Annotated in this window: 23 protein-coding genes; 4 read left to right on the top strand and 19 right to left on the bottom strand. The window is 57.9% G+C overall.

Going from position 1 to position 22,528, the window contains the following annotated elements; translation table 11 throughout:
• Window positions 1–57: 57 nt before the first annotated feature.
• The 12 genes from UR289_RS19350 to pmbA all read right to left on the bottom strand — a co-directional run bounded on the left by UR289_RS19350 (window position 58) and on the right by pmbA (window position 10,817).
• Window positions 58–1,968 carry a BglG family transcription antiterminator gene (locus tag UR289_RS19350; protein ID WP_320711333.1) on the bottom strand — a complete coding sequence of 637 codons (1,911 nt, stop codon included), beginning with the start codon at window positions 1,966–1,968 and terminating at the stop codon, window positions 58–60.
• Between the two features lie 19 nt (window positions 1,969–1,987).
• The gene (locus UR289_RS19345) at window positions 1,988–3,124 is read right to left on the bottom strand and encodes a lactonase family protein (protein WP_094935147.1); all 1,137 of its coding nucleotides are present in this window, start codon (window positions 3,122–3,124) and stop codon (window positions 1,988–1,990) included.
• A 114-nt stretch (window positions 3,125–3,238) separates the two neighbouring features.
• Entirely contained in the window at window positions 3,239–3,979 is a 741-nt protein-coding gene (gene dagF / locus UR289_RS19340) for a 2-dehydro-3-deoxy-phosphogluconate aldolase (RefSeq protein ID WP_033144496.1), read from the bottom strand.
• A complete protein-coding gene (locus tag UR289_RS19335; RefSeq protein WP_045888480.1) occupies window positions 3,976–5,094 on the bottom strand; it encodes a DgaE family pyridoxal phosphate-dependent ammonia lyase in 1,119 nt (372 codons plus the stop codon). The genes dagF and UR289_RS19335 overlap by 4 nt, the downstream gene beginning before the upstream one ends.
• Window positions 5,078–6,211, bottom strand: coding sequence for an amidohydrolase/deacetylase family metallohydrolase (locus UR289_RS19330; protein ID WP_320711330.1), 1,134 nt, complete (start codon window positions 6,209–6,211; stop codon window positions 5,078–5,080). Before UR289_RS19330 ends, UR289_RS19335 begins: the two co-directional genes overlap by 17 nt.
• A 42-nt stretch (window positions 6,212–6,253) precedes the next feature.
• Window positions 6,254–6,895, bottom strand: coding sequence for a DUF4310 family protein (locus UR289_RS19325; RefSeq protein ID WP_023310183.1), 642 nt, complete (start codon window positions 6,893–6,895; stop codon window positions 6,254–6,256).
• 13 nt (window positions 6,896–6,908) lie between these two features.
• Window positions 6,909–7,685 (bottom strand): DUF4311 domain-containing protein, encoded by a 777-nt coding sequence (locus UR289_RS19320; RefSeq protein ID WP_023310182.1) that lies wholly within the window; start codon window positions 7,683–7,685, stop codon window positions 6,909–6,911.
• 22 nt (window positions 7,686–7,707) lie between these two features.
• Window positions 7,708–8,007 (bottom strand): DUF4312 family protein, encoded by a 300-nt coding sequence (locus tag UR289_RS19315; protein ID WP_006810338.1) that lies wholly within the window; start codon window positions 8,005–8,007, stop codon window positions 7,708–7,710.
• A 2-nt stretch (window positions 8,008–8,009) separates the two neighbouring features.
• Window positions 8,010–8,372, bottom strand: a complete 363-nt coding sequence (locus UR289_RS19310; RefSeq protein ID WP_023293430.1) for an SFCGS family glycine-rich protein — start codon at window positions 8,370–8,372, stop codon at window positions 8,010–8,012.
• 10 nt (window positions 8,373–8,382) lie between these two features.
• Window positions 8,383–8,721 carry a glycine dehydrogenase gene (locus UR289_RS19305; protein ID WP_320711327.1) on the bottom strand — a complete coding sequence of 113 codons (339 nt, stop codon included), beginning with the start codon at window positions 8,719–8,721 and terminating at the stop codon, window positions 8,383–8,385.
• 315 nt (window positions 8,722–9,036) lie between these two features.
• A complete protein-coding gene (cybC, locus tag UR289_RS19300) occupies window positions 9,037–9,423 on the bottom strand; it encodes a cytochrome b562 (RefSeq protein WP_008501412.1) in 387 nt (128 codons plus the stop codon).
• Between the two features lie 41 nt (window positions 9,424–9,464).
• On the bottom strand, window positions 9,465–10,817 hold the full coding sequence (pmbA, locus tag UR289_RS19295; RefSeq protein WP_023310180.1) for a metalloprotease PmbA: 1,353 nt from the start codon (window positions 10,815–10,817) through the stop codon (window positions 9,465–9,467).
• Between the two features lie 95 nt (window positions 10,818–10,912).
• Here pmbA and yjgA point away from each other — a divergent pair, with 95 nt between their 5' ends.
• Window positions 10,913–11,464 (top strand): ribosome biogenesis factor YjgA, encoded by a 552-nt coding sequence (gene yjgA / locus UR289_RS19290; RefSeq protein ID WP_029739257.1) that lies wholly within the window; start codon window positions 10,913–10,915, stop codon window positions 11,462–11,464.
• A gap of 77 nt (window positions 11,465–11,541) precedes the next feature.
• Here yjgA and mpl read toward each other — a convergent pair whose 3' ends face one another.
• Window positions 11,542–12,921, bottom strand: coding sequence for a UDP-N-acetylmuramate:L-alanyl-gamma-D-glutamyl-meso-diaminopimelate ligase (gene mpl / locus UR289_RS19285; protein ID WP_029739256.1), 1,380 nt, complete (start codon window positions 12,919–12,921; stop codon window positions 11,542–11,544).
• A gap of 197 nt (window positions 12,922–13,118) precedes the next feature.
• Here mpl and fbp point away from each other — a divergent pair, with 197 nt between their 5' ends.
• Window positions 13,119–14,117: a class 1 fructose-bisphosphatase gene (gene fbp, locus UR289_RS19280; RefSeq protein WP_023310178.1), complete on the top strand. Its 999-nt coding sequence runs from the start codon at window positions 13,119–13,121 to the stop codon at window positions 14,115–14,117.
• A gap of 150 nt (window positions 14,118–14,267) precedes the next feature.
• On the top strand, window positions 14,268–14,624 hold the full coding sequence (locus UR289_RS19275; protein WP_033144492.1) for a helix-turn-helix domain-containing protein: 357 nt from the start codon (window positions 14,268–14,270) through the stop codon (window positions 14,622–14,624).
• Here UR289_RS19275 and UR289_RS19270 read toward each other — a convergent pair.
• From UR289_RS19270 to ytfQ, 5 genes are all read right to left on the bottom strand, one after another.
• The gene (locus tag UR289_RS19270) at window positions 14,596–16,167 is read right to left on the bottom strand and encodes a methyl-accepting chemotaxis protein (protein WP_033144491.1); all 1,572 of its coding nucleotides are present in this window, start codon (window positions 16,165–16,167) and stop codon (window positions 14,596–14,598) included. The genes UR289_RS19275 and UR289_RS19270 overlap by 29 nt on opposite strands.
• Window positions 16,168–16,260: 93 nt before the next feature.
• Complete coding sequence (yjfF, locus tag UR289_RS19265; RefSeq protein WP_023310175.1) at window positions 16,261–17,262, bottom strand: galactofuranose ABC transporter, permease protein YjfF; 1,002 nt, start codon at window positions 17,260–17,262, stop codon at window positions 16,261–16,263.
• Window positions 17,249–18,274: a galactofuranose ABC transporter, ATP-binding protein YtfT gene (gene ytfT, locus UR289_RS19260; RefSeq protein ID WP_320711324.1), complete on the bottom strand. Its 1,026-nt coding sequence runs from the start codon at window positions 18,272–18,274 to the stop codon at window positions 17,249–17,251. The genes yjfF and ytfT overlap by 14 nt, the downstream gene beginning before the upstream one ends.
• Before the next feature lie 10 nt (window positions 18,275–18,284).
• Entirely contained in the window at window positions 18,285–19,787 is a 1,503-nt protein-coding gene (ytfR, locus tag UR289_RS19255; RefSeq protein WP_029741733.1) for a galactofuranose ABC transporter, ATP-binding protein YtfR, read from the bottom strand.
• A 133-nt stretch (window positions 19,788–19,920) separates the two neighbouring features.
• On the bottom strand, window positions 19,921–20,877 hold the full coding sequence (gene ytfQ / locus UR289_RS19250; RefSeq protein ID WP_014882271.1) for a galactofuranose ABC transporter substrate-binding protein YtfQ: 957 nt from the start codon (window positions 20,875–20,877) through the stop codon (window positions 19,921–19,923).
• A 309-nt stretch (window positions 20,878–21,186) separates the two neighbouring features.
• Between ytfQ and ppa the strand changes: the two genes are divergently transcribed.
• Window positions 21,187–21,717, top strand: coding sequence for an inorganic diphosphatase (ppa, locus tag UR289_RS19245; RefSeq protein ID WP_010427397.1), 531 nt, complete (start codon window positions 21,187–21,189; stop codon window positions 21,715–21,717).
• Between the two features lie 466 nt (window positions 21,718–22,183).
• Here the strand turns inward: ppa and UR289_RS19240 are convergent, their stop codons facing one another.
• Entirely contained in the window at window positions 22,184–22,528 is a 345-nt protein-coding gene (locus tag UR289_RS19240; protein ID WP_014830431.1) for a gamma-glutamylcyclotransferase, read from the bottom strand.

The following is a 22,528-nucleotide window of genomic DNA, read 5'->3' as shown; positions in this document are numbered from 1 at the left end:
ATGTGTAATGCAGTTTAGCATTACATTCGCATTACATCGAATTCTGGATAACGCCTCTCAAAACCGACTCAAACTCTCCATCGCCACCGCCTTAAACCCGGCAAAATCTCCGCAGCTACAGAGCCGCGACATCGCCCGTTCACGCAGGAAGGTGACGAAGATATCGTAAATCGCCATCGCCTCTTCGTATTCGCTTTTGCTGATGGCGAGCAGGAAAATGACGTGCGCGGTTTCATCTCCCCACTGAACGCCGTGTGGGGCGAGCACGGTATAGACCACGGTTTTCTGCGCTAAAAGGCCGAGGGAGTGCGGCAGCGCGATGCCGTCGCCGAGCATGGTGCTGACGATGGCTTCACGCTCGACGACGGAATCCAGGAATTCCGCGCCGACAAACCCCTCGCCTTCAAGCTGCGCGCACAGTTCACGGAACAGCGTTTGCTGGTCAACGGGCTTATCGATAATGCGGAAATGGGCCGCATCGAAGTATTTATCCAGCATCCACGGGCGGGTGCGGTCCACCAGCACCAGCTTGCCGATCTGCTCTAGCTGGTAATCGGTCGGGAACGGGGCGATCATCACCACCGGTTTAGATTTTTCGCTCACGCGGGCGGTGGAAATGACAAAGTCCTCGCCGATGGAATCCGCCAGCTCGTACTCGCGCAGGGTGAGCGTGCGGGCCACCTCAATCTGCGGGTACTTGCGCTGGAGCACCGCCTCGATCATGCGGACCATGGCATTCCCGGCGTCGCATACCAGCAGCACCCGCGGCTGGCGCTGGTAGCCGATGTTGTAATGGCGCTCCAGCCCGACGCCGATATGCAGCACCAGGAAGCCAATCTCGTTTTCGCTGATCACATACGGCGTGTATTTTCCCCAGCTCGACACCGCCGCGAGGGTCATATCCCACGCCATCGGGTAGTGCTGCTTGATGTTATCCAGCAGCGGATTGGGGATCATGATTTGATACCGCACGCGGGTGATCATGGTTTTGATGTGCGTGAGCAGGTCCGCGTGCAGCTGCGCGTCGCTGAGCAGGTTGTAGTTATAGTGGGTGTTGATGTAGCGCAGGATGTAGTTGACCAGCGCTTCGTCGTCATCCGCGTTAATGGCGCTCGGGGCTATCTCCTGAATCTGCCGCGCCGCAATGTGCACGCACAGCCAGCTCTCCTCCGAAGGTGAAAGCGCTTTGCCCGCCAGCTGCTGGATAGTGACGGCGATATCTTTTGCCGCCTCGCGCACGTTCTCTTCCACATCTTCGGCATGGAATTCCGGCAGCGGATAGCCCTCGCTGATGCGCCGCACCGACACCGCGCAGTACAGGCGCAGGAACAGCTCGCCCTCGTCGGTCAGACGGATGTGATGACGCGTCAGCGCCTCGTGCAGCACGGGCACCATCTGCTCCGCCACGCCTGCATTCAGCGCCACGTCGGTCACCAGCGGGTTCAGGCTGTCCTGCTGCGCCAGCTCCCAGAGCAGATCGGTCAGGCAGGCGCGGGTCGACATCTCGCTGCCAAACAGCTTCATGCCGTGGCGCGGACGCGTTTCCAGCGTCAGGTTATAGCGGTGAAACCACTCGCGGACTTCGGCCATGTCGCTCTGCAGCGTGGCGCGGCTGACGAACCACTCGTCCGCCAGATCCTCGAGCTTAAGAGAAAATGCCGAGGTCAGAAAACGCACCACCAGATAGTGCACGCGCTCCGGCCCGGTCCGGGGAATACGCAGCGCGCGCGGGTGGGATGCCTGCAGCTGCTGGTAGCGCTGAGCATCATCAATTTTGAGCTGATAGCCGTTGCCCCGGCTCAATATAAACTGCGCGCCGTGGCTTGCCAGCAGCGCGTTCAGGGCGGTGATATCGGCACGGACGGTTCGCGTGGAGACCGACAGCCGCTGCGCCAGCTCGTCCTGCGGCAGCGTCTCGTTTTGCAACAGATCGAACAGTTGCGCTAAACGTTGGTTCGGAAATCGCACGGGTTTGTCCTCTTACAGCTTAAGGTGAAATGACCATCTGAGATGGGCTGCCGACCGGGGTATAGTCCGGCTCGAAGCTTAATTTCCCGTCCTGCGCCACGCGGAAACGGGTGATGTTGTCGCTGCGCTGGTTCATGACGTACAGCCAGCGTCCCTGCTTATCGAGCGTCAGGGTGCGCGGGTAGTCGCCGCGCGTCCACACGTCGTCCTGATGCGTCAGCGTGCCCTCCGCTGTTACGGTAAAGTGCCCGATGCTGTTATGCAAACGGTTAGCCACATATAGCTGTTTACCGTCGGCGCTTAATGCGAGCCCGGCAGCAAAGCTGGTGCCTTTGTAACCTTCCGGCAGGGCTGAGAGCGTTTTGCCCTCTTTCAGGGTGCCGTTGGCGTTCACGGTATAATGGGTGAGCGTAGACGCCTCTTCGTTAATCAGCCACAGGGCATCGCCTTTTGGCGTAAAGACAAAGTGGCGCGGCCCGGCGCCTTTTGAGGAGGCGCTGATAAACGGCGGATCGTTCGGCGTCAGCTTCCCTGTTCGATCGTCAAAACGGTACTGGTAGAGGCGATCCAGCCCAAGATCGGTGGAAAACACGTATTTCCCGCTCGGATCGGCGGCGATCATGTGCGCGTGGGGGCCGTTATGATCGCTGATGGCAAAGCTGCCCTCCGCTGCCGCTTCCGGCTTCGCCGCGCCCGGTTCGCCCTGATCCTGATGTGTGTCCGTCGCCTCACCCAGGCTGCCGTCTGCTTTAACGGGCAGCACTGCGATAGATCCGCTGACATAGTTCGCCACCAGCAGATGACGACCGTTCGGGGTCAGCGACAGGTAAACCGGCCCCGCGCCGCCGGAGGCCACCTGATTCAGCTCGCTCAGCTCGCCGTTATCCCCCACCCGCAGCGCCTGCACCACGCCCTGCTCCACTTCGCTTGCCAGATAGAGCGTTTTGCCATCGCGTGAGACGGCCAGCTGCGCGGCGTTCGGCAGCCTGCTCACCAGCGTTTTATTCGCCAGCGCGCCGCTTTGCGGGTCAACGGTAAAGCGGTACAGCCCTTCGCCGTTGGGGTTGTAGGTGCCCACCCAGGCGTACTGCGGCTGGGCGATAGCGGCGGTGGCGAGCATTGAGAGTGAAGCAACAAGCAGGGTACGGGTGTGCATGGTGGCTCCTTCAGGTGTGTGCGGTTTGTTTTCCCTCACCCCGGCCCTCTCCCAAAGGGAGAGGGGGTAAAAGTTCCCTCTCCCTTTGGGAGAGGGTTAGGGTGAGGGCAGATACTACTTCACCAGCTTCTTCGTCATCGCAAGCAGCGTACGCACGTCTTCCGGGCGCGTGTCGCCGCTGGCTTTGTCGATAATTGAGCTGTAGATATGCGGGATGATTTTGCTCACGCCCGCGTCGAGGGCGATCTGCAGGATCTCCTCATAGTTTTCCAGATCGATACCTCCGGTCGGCTCCAGCCAGAAGTCGTGACGGGCGCAGGCTTCCGCCACCGCGTTGTACTCGTCACGGCACTTCAGGCCGCCCATCGGGAAGTATTTGATGGAGCTGCCGCCGAAATCCTTCAGCAGGGCAATCGCGGTTTCAACCGGCACAATGCCGTCCGGAGCGTTGCTGCTCAGCGGTCCGGTGGAGATTTTGACCATCCCCACGGTGCCGGTCGGAGAGACCAGGCCGTTGACCACCGACTCATTCTGCCCCAGCAGCGCGCGGCTGGTGGCCACGCCGGTGAAGACCTGGTTGACGTGCTGCGGCTGCACCTGACGGGAGATCTCGCTCACCATCGCCGACTGGTTCGGATCCCCCGCGCCGAGGCCGACGGAGAGTGCGTTATCGATCAGCGCGGCATATTCACGCATATCGGCAACGGCGCTCGCCACGTCCGGGTAATTTTTGGAGAGCACGCCCACCAGCACGTGACCTTCCGCCGCCTCGTAAATGGCGCTGGCGTTGGCTTTCGATCCTGCCAGTACGTTCAGGCAGACGCGGTCACGGTAAAAGTTGGGGGTCAGTTTCATGCTTTTTTCTCCTGTCCTAATACTTCGCTAATGCGGCGATACACGATGTTCAGCTGGTCAGCATTCACGCTGCGCACGTCCGCCTCGATAATCCCTTCGTTGGCCTTGTAGCCACGGAAGTAAATGGCATATTCGCCCTGCTTGAGCTTCGCCACCAGATCGCCCGTGCCGACGCCCGTTGCGGCTTCGTCGAACTTAATCTCGGTGCGCGCGATATCGCGACCGGCGCTGTCCCAGACCACGCGCGCGGTCACGCCGTTGAGGGTGTTGAGCGCCTCGATAAACGGCGTCATCTTCGCCACCATCTCGGCCCCGCTCTCTTTGGTCGCCGTCAGGTAGTGTTCGATGGCGCAGGTCAGGCCAAGAATGCCCTCTTTGCCCACCTTCATCGCGCGGCCAATGCCCGCGGTCTGGCGCTTCACCCACTCAACGTACTGGGTTTTGCCGATCACCAGCCCGCTGGTTGGGCCTTCAATCGCCTTCGCGCCGCTGTAGATCACCAGATCGGCACCGGATCGGTAGTACGCGTGCAGATCTTCTTCCGCCGCCGCATCGACGATCAGCGGGAGATCGTGCTTGCGCGCCACCACCGCCGCCTGCTCGACGCTGAGCATGCTTTTCTGCACGCAGTGGTGCGATTTGATGTAGAGGATCGCCGCCGTGCGCGGGGTGATCGCCGCCGCCAGCTGATCGGCGGAGCATTCGTTGGCGTAGCCCGCCTCCACCAGCTTGCCGCCGCCCAGCGCCACCATGGTGCCCACCGGCGCGCCAAAGTTCACGTTGTGGCCTTTCGGCAGGACGATTTCGTTGTTCTCAATCGGGGTCACGTGCAGGTTTTCCAGCAGCCAGTCGCTGTCTTTGACCAGCACCGCCGCCACGGACTGGGCTATGCCCGCCGACGCGCAGGAAACCACCGTCGCGCCTTCCACATCCAGCAGCTTCGCGATGTACTCCCCGGTTTTATTGACCAGATCCTTCATCTCGAAATAGTGATTCATGCCGTCCATCGCCGCCTGCACCACTTCCGGGCGCGGCGTGGAGACGCCCAGCGCCGTCATGCGGCCAGAGGTGTTGATAACCTGCTTTAAATGGTACTTCTCATAAATCGAAGGCATGTTCCGTGCTCCCTTGTTCGGTCATGTAGCCCTTGCCCGCGCGGATCGCGGCAAGCGGCACCAGAATGTGTTCAGCCTGCAGGCTGTCGTTTTCGGCGTCCGTCAGCACCGTCGGCTGGCGTTTAATTGTGAACAGCGTCAGGTCGGCGTCGAGACCCGGCTGGATGCGGCCCTTGCGCGCCAGGCGCAGGCCGTCGGCGGCGTTGGCGGTCACGCAGGCAATCACCTGCGGCAAGGACATGCCGATGGCGAGAAACTTCGACATCACGCTTGCCAGCGAGCCCACCGGGCCGTTGATGCGGTTGCGGCAGTAGATATCCGAGCTGATGGTGTGCGGCAGAATGCCCATCGCGATGGCGCGTTTCGCCACCTCAAAGCTGAAGCTCGCCGTGCCGTGGCCGACGTCCAGACGCACGCCGCGCTTCAGGGCGGAGGTGATGGAGGCGCGCAGCTCGCCGGAGGGCGTCAGAATGCGGTTGGGCTTGCCGTTGTAGCAGTGGGTGATGATGTCGCCGGAGCTCAGCAGCTCGGCAATTTCGTCGAGGTTCGGCGGGTTGTTGCCGATGTGCACCATCAGCGGCAGGTCGCCGTTCTCTTTCTGAATGGCTTTCGCGCGCTCCAGCGGCGTGATGCCGTTTTCACCGACCACGCTGCTGCTCATGCGCGCCTTCAGGCCGACGATAAAATCAGGGTGGCGCTTCACCGCCTGCTTCACCGCGTCGGCGTCAATATTCGCCATGTTGGCCAGTTCGTTCTGGGCAATCAGCCCCACGCGGGAGATGTTCAGCAGGGCAAACACCTCGGTAGAGGCCCTGCGGGTGATGTCATAGAAATCGTCCACGTCGTCGGCACCGGTACTGCCCGCGTCCACCACGGAGGTGACGCCGGTGGCAATGCCCACGCTGTCCGGCTCGTCGTGGTAAATCGGGGAGTTCGGGTAGCAGTGAACGTGGGAGTCAATCCAGCCTGCGCTGACGAACACGTCGCCGTTCAGCTCAACCGTTTTATGCGCGGGGGCGTCAATCTCGCCCAGCGCCGCGATCTTCCCGTCCTGAATGGCGATATCGGTCAGGGTATCGTCGGCAAGGCGCGCACGGCGCAGGAGTAAATCAAACATGAGGATCTCCTGATAAGGCGGGCGCCTGAGCGCCCGCGGGTATTAAAGGGCGACCGGGAACAGCCAGCCCAACAGCATTGCGCCGAGGATCGCGCCACCGGTGATCGGCTTCTGCCAGATGTAGAACACCAGCGCACCCAGCAGGGAACCGACGCCGATAGGAATGGAGGCGGTCATGGCGCTGAGGATAATCAACGGCCCGAGGAAGCGGCCGGAGGCGTTACCCGCGCCCATCATCACGTCTGCACCGTAGGTGGAGTTGCTCTGGTTGATGGTGAACTTACGCGCCAGGATGATGACGTAGCCAATCGCCAGACCAATCACCAGGCCGGTAATCAGCGCGGCAATGAAGTTGGTCACCGGGAACATGATGCCCGCGCCCAGCAGCAGCGCAGGAACCCCGAGGCCCACGCCGGTCTGGATCGCGCCGCCGATGTCGAGAATACCCACCAGCGACCCTTCGATAATGCGGGCGAACAGGAAGCTCGCGCCGAACGCCGCCACCGCGCCGTAAACCCCGGTATCGATCCCCGCTTTCAGCATCGCCACGAAGGCCACTTCGTTAAACGCGCCGATGCCGTAGAGGTAGTACATGTGCGTCCCGGCGAAAACGCCGGAGGAGAGCAGGCCAACGAAGATCGGGAACGACCAGTCGGCATACCAAAAACCTTTATTCTGTTCCATTTAGAGGCTCCTGTTATTTACCGCTGAGCGAGTTGTGGATCATGTCGAGCCAGTTCGGCACGGTCAGATGGAAGGATTCGATCATCTTCATGTCGAAGCCGCGGAAGAAGCCGCTCAGCACGAAGAGCAGGACGATCGCCGCCATCATCACTTTGGTGACGTGGTTCCAGCCGCTCTCTTCCACGCCTTTCCCGATCAGGATCCCCAGCACCAGGCCCGGTACGGCGTTCCCCATAATCAGCTGCGCCGCGCCGCCAAAGATGGTGGCCCAGAAGCCCGATTTTTTACCCGCGTCGATGGCCGCCAGCCAGAAGATCACCGGCATGACGGTGTTGACCAGCAGGTTTGCCGCCGGTACCAGCACCTTCACGGCGGTGACCTGAAGCGCTGCCGGCACGGAGGAGGCGGTCAGGTTCAGGAAGGTGACGACGAGCATGCCAATCACGCCGCAGGCAATTGCCATTTTGCGCGGGTCGTGCAGCGTTTCGCCGACGTTACGGTTTTTGATCATCAGCGCAGCAGCACCCCAGTTCGGGATGATGCGGTGGTCAACGTCCTGTGTGAAAGCCCCTGCGGCCACGGAAGAGGCCCAGGCGTTAAAGAAGAAACCTAACCCAAAGGAGAAGTGGGAGGCCGGATCCCCTTCACAGGAGTTCAGTTCCCCCAACGTACGAAACGCGCCCATACCCTGAGTGGTAGGCGCATGAAACATGCGTGCAGCCCCGGCGCCAACACCGACGCCAACCAGGCCGCCAATGATGAGCGATTTTATTAATATAATTAAGAACATCAGTCTGCCCTTTTATGAATAATCAGCGTTGCGTGACGAAATCCACCTGGTCAAGATTGATAGCGGTCACGTTGACGGTCACATCCAGCTCCACGCTGTAGGTGCGTCTTTCCCGGCGCAGAAAGAAGAACAGAAACGCTTCTTTTCGCACCGCTTCTTGCGCCTGAACGACCTGCACATCCTGTGGCTCAATACGCAGTAAGATATGCGGTGAGGCTTTCATCACCGCGGCCTGAACGTGGTTGAGCGCGTCGGCAAAGGCGCGCGCTTTGGCGTCGCCTTTGCCCTTCACTCTCACCGTGGTTGTGAACTGTTCTTTCATGCTTATGCGCCGTATTTCTTCTGCCACGCCTGCACCAGACGCTCGCCCAGCTCTTCTTTATCCATAAAGCCGAAGCCCAGCACGTTGCAGCCTTCGTTGATGGCGGTCACGCCCTCTTCCACGGAACGCATGCCGTATTTGGCCTTGTAGCCATATTTGGTTTGGGCAGTGATGGCACCCGCGCCGCCGCTGCCGCAGAAGGAGATGCCGAAGGTGGCGTTTTCCGCTTTCATCACGTCGCCGAGCTTCATGTCTGCCGCCATGCCCGGTACAACCACCGCGCGTCCACCTGCTTTTTCCACACCGGCAGCCACTTTCTGACCTTTACCCAGGCGATCGCCAATCACGACTGTAATCTGTTCCATGTGTTGCTCCTTAAAGGTTGTCTTTCGCGACTTCAAAGTGAACGGAGAGCAGCCAGGCTTCTTCATCAGGAAGATTGCCAAACTGCGCGACCACTTCACGGGCGAGCCGCATTGAATCCGGTGAAATTTCGTCAAACAGCTCTGTTTCAACCTCCGGCAGCGGCTCGCCGGTCACGGACCGGTGCGCCATTGCGCGCACGTGGGAGGTGAGCATCTGCTCCTGTACCGCATTGGGGATGATGTTGTTTCGGGCCAGCAGGGCATAAACCTGCTGCAGCATGGTGTTCGCGAGCTGTTCTGTTTGCTCCGCCTGTTCCCCAACGTCGTTCATTACCGCTCCGTTAATCACTGGTCTTACCCCGTTAATGGCTCTGGAATAAAACTAACGTTGGGGGGGAATTGTTTGTAGCGAGTTGTTTTCCACTTCGAAGTGGAAAGGCGAGCCGCAGCAGTGATCTGTGCCACATAAATGCGGTGAATCTGAATTAATGACGGTATTTGCGTGATGAATATCACGTATTCCAGCGGCAAAACGCGCGCCGGGGAAACGAAACGTTCAGGCGCGGTGACGCAAAAATGTGATGGCGATAGGGTTTACTTATTACCGCGTAAAAAAAACGGGGGCCGCTGGCCCCCGCTGGTTGTTTGTCAGATGCGCGATCGGTTAACGGTATTTCTTGTGGTAGGTATTACGGGTCGTCACAAACTGCTCGGCCGCCGCCTGGGCTTCCTTCACTTTGCCTTCGTTAGCCAGCTTCAGCGCGCCGTCGATCTGGCCGACCAGCACGTCAAAGCCGTGGCGGTAGTCTTTCATTTCTGCGCTGTCTGCCGCTTTGCTTTCCAGCTTCGGAGGCGTCGCTTTTTGTGCGTCCAGCGCCGCTTCACGCATTTTGGTCAGCGCGTCTTTCATTTCAGCCGCATTGTCGGTTTTCTGCACCACCTTCAGGTTTTGACCGAGGATGCCCATGTCGTCTTCAAGATCGGCAGCAAACGCAGAAGAGCCAAGAACCAGCGTTGAAGCCGCGACGATCGCTAACAGATGTTTACGCATTGCTCACTTCCTTTTTTATTATTAAAACGCCTTTACGGGTATTACTGACCGGCGATTTTCATTTCCGGCAGAAGTACAGAACCACACTGTATATTGCTACGTGTTTCAATATCGTTACCGACCGTAACGATATTGCGCCACATGTCCTTCAGGTTGCCAGCGATGGTAATTTCGCTCACCGGATACTGAATTTCGCCGTTTTCCACCCAGAAGCCCGCCGCGCCGCGCGAGTAGTCTCCGGTAATGCCGCTTACGCCCTGGCCCATCAGCTCGGTGACCACCAGACCAGTGCCCATCTCTTTCAGCATCTGCTCAAAGTTCAGGCCCTGTCCGGCAATGCGCCAGTTGTGGATGCCGCCAGCGTGTCCGGTGCTTTTCAGCCCCAGCTTGCGCGCGGAGTAGTTGGTCAGCAGCCACTGGGTCAGAATACCGTCTTTGATGATATCGCGACGTTCGGTGCGCACGCCTTCGCTGTCGAACGGCGTGGAGGCCAGCCCCTTCAGCAGATGCGGATGTTCTTCAATGGTGAGCCATTCCGGCAGGATCTGCTTGCCCAGCGAGTCGAGCAGGAAGGTCGATTTACGGTAAACCGAGCCGCCTGCGATAGCGCCCACCAGATGGCCAAACAGACCGGTCGCCACTTCGTTAGCAAAAATGACCGGGGCCTTCATGGTGGAGAGTTTACGCGGCGACAGGCGTGACAGCGTGCGTTCGGCACACTCCTTACCCACCCACTCAGGAGACTGCAAGTCCCCCAGCGCGCGGCCAATGGTGTAGGCGTAGTCACGCTCCATGTCACCGTTCTCTTCGGCGATCACGCAGCTGGAGAGCGAATGACGGGTAGAGCAGTAGCCCTGCAGCATGCCGTGGCTGTTGCCGAAGACTTTGATGCCGTAATGGCTGTTGAAGCTGCCGCCTTCTGTATTGGTGATGCGCTTATCCGCCTGCAGGGAAGCCTGCTCGGCGCGCGCGGCCAGTTCGATCGCTTCGTCCGGGGTTACTTCCGCCGGGTGGAAAAGATCGAGATCCGGCGCGTCAAACGCCAGCAGGTCTTTATCCGCCACGCCTGCGTAAGGATCCGGAGAGGTATAACGGGCGATATCCAGCGCCGCCTGCACCGTGCGGGCAATGGCATCCGGGCTGAGATCGGTAGATGACGCGCTGCCTTTGCGGTTCTGGTGATACACCGTGATCCCAAGCGCGCCATCGCTGTTGAATTCTACGTTCTCCACTTCACCATAGCGGGTGCTCACGCTGATGCCGGTGGTTTTGCTGACCGCCACTTCGGCGCCATCTGATTTTTCTGAAGCAAGCATCAGCGCGGTGGAGACGGCTTCTTCAAGAATCTTACGCTGCGCTTCAACTTGTGAGGTTACTTTCATCGCAAATGCCATACTGTAAGAGAGAGTTATCTGAAGTCTAACAGAGAACCGTTTTTCAGTGCGCGTCTTAACTGGTAACATTAGCCTCTTTTTTTAAGGAGCCTGACATGACTAAGCAGCCCGAAGACTGGCTCGACGACGTTCCCGGTGATGACATCGAAGACGAAGATGATGAGATCATCTGGGTCAGTAAAAGTGAAATTAAACGTGACGCCGAAGAGTTAAAACAGCTTGGCGCAGAAATGGTAGAACTGGGTAAAAACGCGCTGGACAAGATCCCGCTCGACCAGGATCTGCGTGATGCCATTGAACTGGCACAGAAAATCAAGAAAGAAGGCCGTCGTCGCCAGCTTCAGCTTATCGGGAAAATGCTGCGTCAGCGCGACGTCGATCCGATCCGCCAGGCGCTGGACAAGCTGAAAAACCGCCACAACCAGCAGGTTGCGTTTTTCCACAAGCTTGAGCAGATCCGCGATCGCCTGATTGAACAGGGTGATGACGCCGTACCGGAAGTGCTGAACCTGTGGCCGGATGCCGACCGCCAGCAGCTGCGTTCCTTGATCCGCAACGCGCAGAAAGAGAAAGAAGGGAATAAGCCGCCGAAGTCTGCGCGCCTGATTTTCCAGTATCTGCGCGAGCTGTCTGAGAACGAAGAGTAATCTGTTCCCCTCACCCCGTAGGGGCGAGGGAGAAAAGAAAGTAGGCCCGGTAAGCGCAAGCGCCACCGGGCTTTTTTTTACTCTGCGGCTGCCGCTTCCGCTTTCTTCGCCAGACCGTCCAGCAGCTTCTGATGGATCCCACCAAAACCGCCGTTGCTCATCACCAGAATGTGGTCGCCAGGCTGTGCGGCTTTCACCACCATATCCGCGAGCGCATCCACATCCGCGCTCCAGTGCGCAGGCTGAATGCAGGCATCGGCCACTTCGGCCACCTGCCACGGAATATGCTGCGGCTGCAGCAGGAAGACCTCATCGGCACGTCCTAACGACGGCGCGAGATCATCTTTGCAGATGCCCATCTTCATGGTGTTCGAGCGCGGTTCCAGCACCGCGAGGATGCGGGCTGTCCCGCCGACCTTGCCGCGCAGGGCGGCAAGCGTTGCCAGAATGGCCGTTGGGTGGTGCGCGAAATCGTCATACACGGTAACGCCGTGGGCTTCACCGCGCAGTTCCAGACGGCGACGGGCGTTAATGAACGAGCCCAGCGCATTGGCCGCATCCGCAGGCAGTACGCCCACGTGACGCGCCGCAGCAATAGCCATCAGGCCGTTGTGCATGTTGTGCTCACCCACCAGGCCCCACTTCACCTCACCCACTTTTTCACCGTCGAGCAGCACCTCCCACTCGGAGGCATCGGCGTTGAGTTTCTTCGCCTGCCAGTGGCCCTGCTCGCCCACCAGCTCCTGCTCGCTCCAGCAGCCCATCGCCATCGTCTGCTTCAGGTTGATGTCGTTCTCCGGCAGGATGATGCGCCCCTGGCCCGGAACAATGCGCACCAGGTGGTGGAACTGTTTCTGGATCGCTTTCAGGTCGTCAAAAATATCCGCGTGGTCGAACTCAAGGTTGTTGAGGATCAGCGTGCGCGGGCAGTAATGCACAAACTTGGAGCGTTTGTCGAAGAACGCGCAGTCGTATTCGTCGGCTTCGATCACAAAGAACGGGCTGTCACCCAGACGCGCAGAAACGTCGAAATTACCCGGTACGCCGCCAATCACGAAGCCCGGCTTGTAGCCGCAGGCTTCGAGGATCCAGGTCGCCATGCCCGCGGTCGTGGTTTTGCCATGGGTACCGGCAACGGCAACCACCCAGCGGTCGCGCAGGACGAAGTCATGCAGCCACTGCGGGCCGGACATGAACGGAATATTGCGTTCCAGAACCGCCTCGACGCACGGATTGCCGCGGGTCATGGCGTTGCCGATGATCACCAGGTCCGGCTCGGGATCCAGCTGGCTGGCATCGTAGCCCTGAATTAACGAGATGCCCTGTTTCTCCAGAAGTGTGCTCATTGGCGGATACACATTGGCGTCCGAACCTGTCACTTCATGGCCCAGCGAGCGCGCCAGCATTGCCAGTCCGCCCATGAAAGTGCCACAAATCCCCAATATATGAATGCGCATACGTCACTATCCTTCTTCAATGTGGCGCACATTTTACTCACATGTTAGCGGCTGTGAAACGCATTTCAGGTAAATCCGTATGTTGCTGGCGCGATTCACCTCTGCGCTAATATTTGAATGTTTGTTAAGATTGTTGGGCTTTAGTCGTTTTAGTGAACATACAATCGCTCTACTCACAAAGATGCAGGGAAAGTGTTATGAAAACGTTAGGTGAATTTATTGTCGAAAAGCAGCACGAGTTCTCTCATGCTACCGGTGAACTCACTGCTTTGCTGTCGGCAATAAAGCTGGGCGCTAAGATCATCCACCGCGATATCAACAAGGCCGGTCTGGTCGATATCCTGGGTGCCAGCGGTGCCGAGAACGTTCAGGGCGAGGTTCAACAGAAGCTCGATCTGTTCGCAAATGAAAAATTGAAAGCTGCACTGCGCGCGCGCGACATCGTTGCGGGTATCGCCTCTGAAGAAGAAGATGAAATTGTTGTTTTCGAAGGGTGTGAACACGCTAAATACGTTGTTCTGATGGATCCGCTCGACGGCTCCTCAAACATCGACGTTAACGTTTCTGTCGGTACCATTTTCTCCATCTACCGCCGCGTCACGCCTGTTGGCACGCCGGTAACCGAAGAAGATTTCCTGCAGCCGGGCATTAACCAGGTTGCTGCCGGTTACGTCGTTTATGGCTCCTCCACCATGCTGGTGTACACCACCGGCTGCGGAGTTCACGCCTTTACGTACGATCCTTCACTGGGCGTTTTCTGCCTGAGCCAGGAACGCATGCGCTTCCCGGAGAAGGGCAACACCTACTCCATCAACGAAGGCAACTACATCCGCTTCCCGAACGGCGTGAAGAAGTACATTAAATTCTGCCAGGAAGAAGATAAAGCGACCCAGCGCCCGTACACGTCCCGCTATATTGGCTCTCTGGTCGCGGATTTCCACCGTAACCTGCTGAAAGGCGGTATCTACCTCTACCCAAGCACCGCCAGCCACCCGGACGGGAAGCTGCGCCTGCTGTACGAGTGCAACCCGATGGCGTTCCTCGCCGAACAGGCGGGCGGCAAGGCGAGCGACGGTAAAGAGCGTATTCTGGATATCGTGCCGGAAAGCCTTCACCAGCGCCGTTCATTCTTCGTCGGCAACAACCACATGGTTGAAGACGTTGAACGTTTTATCCGTGAGTACCCGGACGCGTAATGCCTCTCTACAGGGGAGCCGTTCTGGCTCCCCTGTTCATTTATATATTTTACCGTATAAGTGTTTATAAAAAACATGCTTTAATATTCACCACTGCTCCTGCATTATTTCCATAACAGTTTGACAGATATTTCGTGGAGCAGAATCGCAATGAACAATTATTCCCGTGCTAATACCGGCATTGATTTAAATCTTATCCCTGTATTTATTGAAATCGTCCGCTGCGGCAGCATGGCTAAAGCCTCTTTGCGTCTGGAGATGTCACGTCCGGCGGTGAGTCTGGCCCTAAAGCGTTTTAATCAACTCTTTGATGAACCGTTATTTTTCCGCAAAGGTTTATATCTTGAACCGACGGAAAAGGCGTTAGCCTTAACCAGCTCACTGGAAATATTAATGGGTGAAATTCACGATAATATTGCGGCAGTTAATTCCGGAAAAAATAAAACCCCGGCACAGAACGTACCGGGGCTGGGTAATATTATGCAGCGGTCTGAGTCGTCACTTTGAATGATGACATGGCTTCCATCAGCTGACGCGACTGCTCCTCAAGAGAGCGGGTCGCGGCGGAGGATTGCTGCACCAGCGCGGCATTCTGCTGCGCGGTTTCGTCCATCTGATTCACCGCAATATTCACCTGCTCAATACCGCGGCTCTGCTCCTGAGACGCGGTCGCAATCTCACGCATCAGTTTGGTCATGCGCAGCACTTCAGTTGCGATTTCGTCCATCGTTTCGCCGGCCTGCTGGGCCAGCTCGCTGCCCTCGTTAACGTGGGTCTGCGAATCACTGATAAGCGATCGGATCTCTTTCGCCGCGTCGGCGCTGCGGCTGGCAAGGTTTCGCACTTCGCCCGCGACGACGGCAAACCCGCGCCCCTGCTCGCCCGCGCGCGCCGCTTCCACGGAGGCGTTAAGCGCCAGAATATTGGTCTGGAAGGCAATACCGTCGATCACGCTCAGGATGTCGGCGATGCGCGCCGAGCTGCCCGAGATATCGCGCATTTTTTCAATCACGTAGCAGACCATTTCGCTGCCGTGATCGGCCGTGTCGGACACCGACTTCGCCAGCTGGTGCGCCTGCTCGGCGTTATCGGCGTTGAGCTTCACCGTCGCGGTGATCTGTTCCATGCTGGCCGCCGTCTGCTCCAGCGACGTGGCGGTGGATTCCGTACGCTCGGCAAGATCGCGGTTTCCCAGCGTCAGCTCGCGGCTACCGGTGTCAATTTGCGAGCTGGCGTCGCGTACCCGCATAACCGAGTTCATCAGCGACTGCCGCATCTCCTCTATCACCGCGTTGAGGCGGTTAAACTCCTGGCTCGCGGGGGCATTCAGCGTATGGGTTAAATCCCCCGCCGCCACGTTCTCCAGCTGAGCGATCGATGCAGAGAGCGGCTTGAGCAGCATATGGCGCAGCACCAGCCACGCGAGCACGATAATGCCCGCCGTCAGCAGCGCTGCGACGATAATCAGGATCAGCACGCGGGTTTTACTCGCCTGCACGGCACTCACTTCCGCCTGACCACGCGCTTCGCTCCATTTCTGAAACGCCTGCATATCGTTATCAAACTGTTTTGCCACCGGGATCAGCGTCTTCTCCAGCAAATCGTAATACCCGTCCGCGCTCTGGTCGTTCAGGGTTTTCAACATCGGGTTAATCCCCTGCTGGCTATACGTCGCCAGGCTGGCCGCCACTTTATCGAGCAGCTGTTGCCCCTGCTCGTCAGCCACGCCGCCGTCGATCACGCCTTTCAGCGTTTTCTGGGCCAAGGCAACTTCCTGATTGATGTTTTTTACCGCTTTGGCCGCATCGTCCAGCATGCCGATTTCCATCATGCGGACGGCCTGGCCCGCCTCATTGCGCGCGCGCAGGATCAGCGTATAGCCTGAATTAAGCTGCACCATCTGCTCACCCTGAAGGTGATTAATACGCTGCAGTGAAGAAGAACTCTGTGTGAGGGCATAAATGCCAATGCCGCTGACAATCAGCAGCAGAAGGGTCATAACGGCCAGTAAAGAGAGCAAGCCGGTACGAATCGATAGCGTTTTAAGCATGATATTATTTCCGGTAGCGAGATATTTCTGGGCATAAAAAAAGAGTATCGGCCGCTACCGGAAAATGTTTAGACTTTAAGCAAATTCAGCGTGTTATCGCTCTGTTACCGATGTGTTTACGCGGGTAACAGGTGAGCTTTGGCGGTTCTCCCAGAGCACCGTCAGCCCCCGCTGCAGGGCAATAAAAATAAACAGCAGAATGCCGATGGCGATCTTCGTCCACCAGGAGCTGAGCGTGCCGTCAAAGTTGATATAGGTTTGTATCAGCCCCTGGATAGCCACGCCGAACAGCGTCCCCAGCACCGTACCGACCCCGCCGCTCAGCAGCGTGCCGCCGATGACCACAGAAGCAATCGCATCCAGCTCCACGCCCACGCCTGCAAGGGCATAGCCCGCCTGGGTATACACCGAGAAGACGATACCCGCCAGCGTCGCCAGGCCGGTCGAGAGCATATAGATGCGGATGGTGGTGCTGCGGGTGGAGATCCCCATCAGGTTTGCCGACGTGGCGCTACCGCCGATGGCGTAAACCTGATTGCCAAACCGGGTACGATGGGCGAGGAAGATGCCAATCACCACCACGCCCAGCATCAGCAGCCCCATCGCGCTCAGGCGGCCGCCGCCGGGAATTTTCCACGCCAGGCTGGAGAGCGTGTCGTACACCGGATGGTTGATCGGAATCGACTCTTCCGAGACCAGATAGCTCACCCCGCGCAGGAAGAACATTCCCGCGAGGGTAATGATAAACGCCGGGATTTTTAACGCGTCGATCAGCAGCCCCATAAAGGCGCCAAACGCGCAGCCCATCGCCAGCACCAGCGGAAACGCCACCAGCGGAGAGATCCCCCAGAAGCCGATCGCCTTCGCGAGGAACACGCCCGTGAACGCGATCACCGACCCGACGGAGAGATCGATTCCGCCGGAGAGGATCACAAAGGTCATCCCGACAGCGATGATGCCTAAAAAGGCGTTATCGGTCAGGATATTGCAAATCACGCGGGTCGAGGCAAAACCGGGGAATTGGGTGAGGCAGTAGAGATACCCCAGCACAAACACGCCCAGCGTGATCATCAACGGTAAATTACGTTTTATCATGGCCACGGATCCCCTTAATGATGCTGACAAAGCGCGGCGACTGGACGATCAGCACGCAGAGCACGACCACCGCTTTCACCACCTGGTTGAGTTCCGGCTGGAACCCCGAAAGCAGGATCCCGGTGTTCATTCCCTGAATGATCAGCGCGCCAATCACCGAGAGCAGCAGGTTAAAGCGCCCGCCCATCAGCGATCCACCGCCGATCACCACCGCGAGGATCGCGTCCAGCTCCAGCCAGAGCCCCGCGTTGTTGGCATCGGCCCCGCGAATATCCGCCGCGACGATGACCCCGGCGATGGCGGCGCAGACGCCGCTCAGCACGTAGGTCAGCATCACCATCAGGCGGGTGTTGACCCCGGCGTTGCGCGCGGCGCGGATGTTGATCCCGACGGCTTCAATGAACATGCCCAGCGCCGTTTTGCGGGTGAAAAGCCAGAAGACAACGAGCGTGACCAGGGCAACGATCACCGGCGTCGGGAAGAACAGAAGGTTGCCGCTCCCGAGCCACGCCAGGCTCGGGGAGTTAAAGGTGACAATCTGCCCGGAGGTAATCAGCTGCGCCACGCCGCGCCCGGCCACCATTAAGATAAGGGTGGCGACAAAGGGCTGAATTTTCAGCACCGCCACCAGAATGCCGTTCCATAATCCTGCCAGCACGCCGGTGCCTAAGGCCGCCAGCAGTACCACCGGCAGGCTGTGTCCGGCCACGGTCATGGAGGCTGCCGTGGCCCCGGCGATAGCCATCACCGCGCCGACGGAAAGGTCAATCCCGCCGGTGGCGATGACCAGCGTCATCCCGATGGCCAGCAGCGCCACGGGCGCGGCACGGTTTAGAATGTCTATCGGGCTGCCAAACAGGCGGCCATCCTGCACGATAATCTGGAAAAAATGCGGCGCGACCAGGCTATCAACCAGCAGCACCACCAGCAGCGCTGCGATTTGCGGCGTGCCGGTTGGCCAGCTGAAGCGGCGCTTAGACTCACCGGTTTGCGAAAGCGAACGGGGCATCACGATTTACTCCTTATGCCGCGATGGCATTCATGATCGCCGGAACGGACAGCTTATCCAGCGGGATCTCTGCCACCTGTTTGCGATCGCGCATGATGATGACGCGATCGGCATAGCCCACCAGCTCTTCCAGCTCGGACGAAATAACCAGCAGCGCCAGACCGTCCGCGCACAGGGTTTCGATAAGCCGGATAATTTCGGCGTGCGCCCCCACGTCAATGCCGCGGGTTGGTTCATCGAGGATCAGGAACTGGGGTTTGGTCAGCAGCCAGCGAGACAGCAGCACCTTCTGCTGGTTGCCGCCGGAGAGGAACTCAATAGGCTGTTCCGCGCTCGGCGTGCGGATGCCGAGCTGACGGATAAAGCGCTCGGCAATGGCGTTTTGCTCTTTACGGGGGATCGGGCGCAGCCAGCCGCGCTGGGCCTGCAGCGCCAGAATGATATTTTCCCGCACCGAAGCCGCGGCAATAATGCCGTCCGTTTTCCGATCTTCCGGGCAGAAGCCGACGCCCAGACAGGAGGCCTGATGCGGGGATCGCAGGGTTTGCGGTTTGCCCTTGATCAGCGCGGTGCCGCTGTCGGCCGGCTTGATTCCGAATATCACCTCGGCGGTTTCGGTCCGGCCGGAGCCCAGCAGGCCCGCCAGCCCGACAATTTCGCCAGGGCGGACTTCCAGATTAAACGGCGAGATCACCCCTTTCTTACCGTAATCGCTGAACGCGGCGACCGGTTTCTCGCTGAGCAGCGTGCGCCCGGCGCGCTGAAGGGCGTTGGTTTCCAGCTCGCGGCCCAGCATCATTTTCACCAGTTCGATCTGCGGCAGCTCGCGGGTTTCGCGGCAGCCGACAAAGCTGCCGTTGCGCAGCACCGTGATGCGATCGCTTACCTCATATACCTGATCGAGGAAGTGGGTAACGAAGATCAGGCTGACGCCCTGATCGCGCAGCTGGCGCATCAGGGTGAAGAGCATCTCAACTTCCTGGGTATCGAGGCTGGCGGTGGGTTCGTCGAGGATCAGCACCTTTGCCGAGAGATCGATCGCGCGACAAATGGCGACGATCTGCTGCATCGCCACGGAAAAGCGGTTCAGCGGCTCGCGGACGTCGAGGGAGAAGCCGTACGATTCCATCAGCTTTGTCGCCCGCGCCTCCATCTCTTTGCGGCGCAGCAGGCCAAAACGTCGCGGCTCACGGCCAATAAACAGATTATCCGCCACCGACATATTCGGCAGCAGGTTTACTTCCTGGTACACCGTCCCGATCCCCAGCTGCTGGGCATGGGCGGTATTTTTCGGCGAAATGGCGTTGCCTTCCAGCCAGATGGTGCCGCGATCGGCGTGATAAACGCCGGTCAGGGATTTAATCAGCGTCGATTTTCCCGCGCCGTTCTCGCCCAGCAGCGCCATGATCTCACCGCGCCGCAGGCTGAAATCAACGTTATCCAGCGCCTTTACGCCGGGGAAGAATTTGCTTAAGCCCTCTGTGCGGAGGATTTCCTGGTGTTGTTCAGTGGTCATGGTTTTCCCCCTCACCCTGACCCTCTCCCCGGAGGGGAGAGGGGATTGATCGTGCCAATTGTTAATATCCAGCTCCGCCCTGCCTTTCTCCCTCTCCCCTCCGGGGAGAGGGCTGGGGTGAGGGGCGCGGGTCTTAGTAGCCCATATTTTTCTTCTTCTCTAACTCTTCTTTCGCCGTATCAGGCAGGTAGAGCGTGGACTTGGTGACCGTCACCTTCTCAGGCATCGTGCCGTCTTTCTTGAATTTCTCCAGCGCGTCGAATGCCGGACCCGCCATGTTTGGCGTCAGCTCCACGCTGGCGTTGGCTTCGCCGTCGATCATCGCTTTGTAGATGTCCGGCACGCCGTCGATAGAGCCGGTGAGGATATCTTTGCCCGGCTTCAGGCCCGCTTCTTTAATCGCCTGAATCGCACCGATCACCATGTCATCGTTGTGGGCGTAAACCATGCAGATGTTCTTGCCGTTGTTTTCAGCCTTGATGAAGCTCTCCATGACCTCTTTACCTTTACTGCGCGTAAAGTCGCCGGACTGAGAACGGATAATCTTGATGTTTGGCGCTTTAGCGATGGCCTCAGCAAAGCCTTTTTTACGGTCGATGGCCACGCTCGCGCCGACGGTGCCCTGCAGCTCAACGACGTTACACGGCTTGCCGTCGACCTGTTTCACCAGCCAGTCGCCAATCAATTGCCCTTCAAGCACGTTGTTGGCGGTCACGGTGGTCATATAGAGGGATTTGTCTTTGACGTCGATGGAACGGTCGAGCAGGAAGACCGGGATCTCAGCGTCTTTCGCTTCCTTCAGGACGGGTTCCCAGCCGGTCGCCACGACGGGTGCAATAAAGATGGCATCCACGCCCTGGGCGATAAAGGAGCGCACGGCTTTGATCTGATTCTCTTGTTTTTGCTGACCATCGGCGATTTTCAGGGTAATGCCGCGTTTCTGAGCCTCGCTTTTCGCAACGTTGGTTTCTGCCGCTCGCCAGCCAGATTCAGAGCCGACCTGCGAAAAACCTACGGTTAAGGGAGCGGCCATCGCCATAGACGACATGGCTGCCGAAACTGCTGTGACAAGAAGTAAGCGCTTCCACATATGAGCGTCCTCGTAGGGGTGTTTATTGTTGGTTAAAAGATGTTCTGCGAAATGACTATAGCCCATGAAATATGTAACGAATTGCGTTACATCACACTTCAGAAAAGTGAATAAAACGTTAATCACAAGTTTGTAATCGCTTTCATTTCGCCATGAAAAATGCGGCTGAGTTTATGGATTTTTCTGTCATGGAATCGGTCTGAAAAGTGGAGAAAGCGGGGAGAGAAAGCGAAAACAGGCGGAGACATTCAGCGCGAGTTGGCTATAATACCTGCCACTTGTTTACCATCCATTTTAAAGGACACCGACATGAGCTTACTCAACGTCCCAGCGGGTAAAGAACTGCCAGAAGACATCTACGTAGTTATCGAAATCCCGGCTAACGCAGATCCGATCAAATACGAAGTGGACAAAGAGAGCGGCGCCCTGTTCGTAGACCGTTTCATGTCTACCGCGATGTTCTATCCGTGCAACTACGGTTACATCAACCACACCCTGTCTCTGGACGGTGACCCGGTTGACGTGCTGGTCCCAACGCCATACCCACTGGAGCCAGGCTCCGTCATTCGCTGCCGTCCAGTTGGCGTGCTGAAAATGACCGACGAATCCGGTGAAGATGCGAAGCTGGTTGCGGTACCGCACACCAAACTGAGCAAAGAGTACGATCACATCAAAGATGTGAACGACCTGCCAGAGCTGCTGAAAGCGCAGATCACTCACTTCTTCGAGCACTACAAAGACCTCGAAAAAGGCAAGTGGGTTAAAGTTGACGGCTGGGACAACGCAGAAGCGGCGAAAGCAGAAATCATCGCCTCTTTCGAACGCGCTGCTAAGAAGTAATTCTTACTGCCGATTGATGAAAGCCCCGCGAGTCGGGGCTTTTTTATGCCTTTAAAAAACACATGAACTCCTGACCGTCGCGATCGTGAGCGTTATACATGCTAAGTTTCTTTCTTCAAAGCATAAAGATGGGCTACATAAAGGCGTTTGACTGTTACGGTAAAGACAGTAAATGGCAGTATCTCTGCATCATGACATTCCAGCTTGCCTGGTTTTTGTTTTACTTATGGATCCCTTATCGAAGCGATTATGTGATTCTGCTGTTTTTACTGTTTTTCCTGCCCGTCATTTCAAGCAATACGCGGTGCATAAACTACTATGGCCGTTCACGCGCCTTGTGTTTTTTATGGCTTATTGCCCCGTACATCATGCTGTTCGTTCCTCTGTTTTTAACCCGACGCCGGGATACAGAAGAGAGTTGAAGAAATAAAAAAAACAACGACACCTCACGGTGGCGTTGTTTTTTTCAGTACTGGTCTCTGTCTAACCAGTTACCGCTTACAATCCGCGTTAACCCTTCGACCGGACGCTGGTAGACGTACATCCACGCACTTCCGTACGGCGTCTGGATCAACTGGCGTGCGTATTCACCGCCCCTGGTGCGCAAGGCATCAAGTTCGGCAAGCGTCGCGTTATCAATACGATAGACTTCACCCTGTACTGTTCCTTCGCCCGGAACCGCGCCTGGATAGTGGCCCAGGCTGTACAACTGGTAGTTCTCGATATTGTAATTCCCCAGCAGCAGGGCATTGGTCATCCAGTGACTGTTGCCTTGCTTGGTTCGTAAACTGCCGTAGACAAATATTCGCAT

This window comes from Enterobacter sp. 302C9 (assembly GCF_034106085.1).
In the GTDB taxonomy this organism is placed as follows: Bacteria; Pseudomonadota; Gammaproteobacteria; order Enterobacterales; family Enterobacteriaceae; genus Enterobacter; species Enterobacter asburiae_B.
The sequence above is the reverse complement of the archived record's forward strand: the minus strand, read 5'-3'. Positions and strand labels throughout refer to the sequence as shown.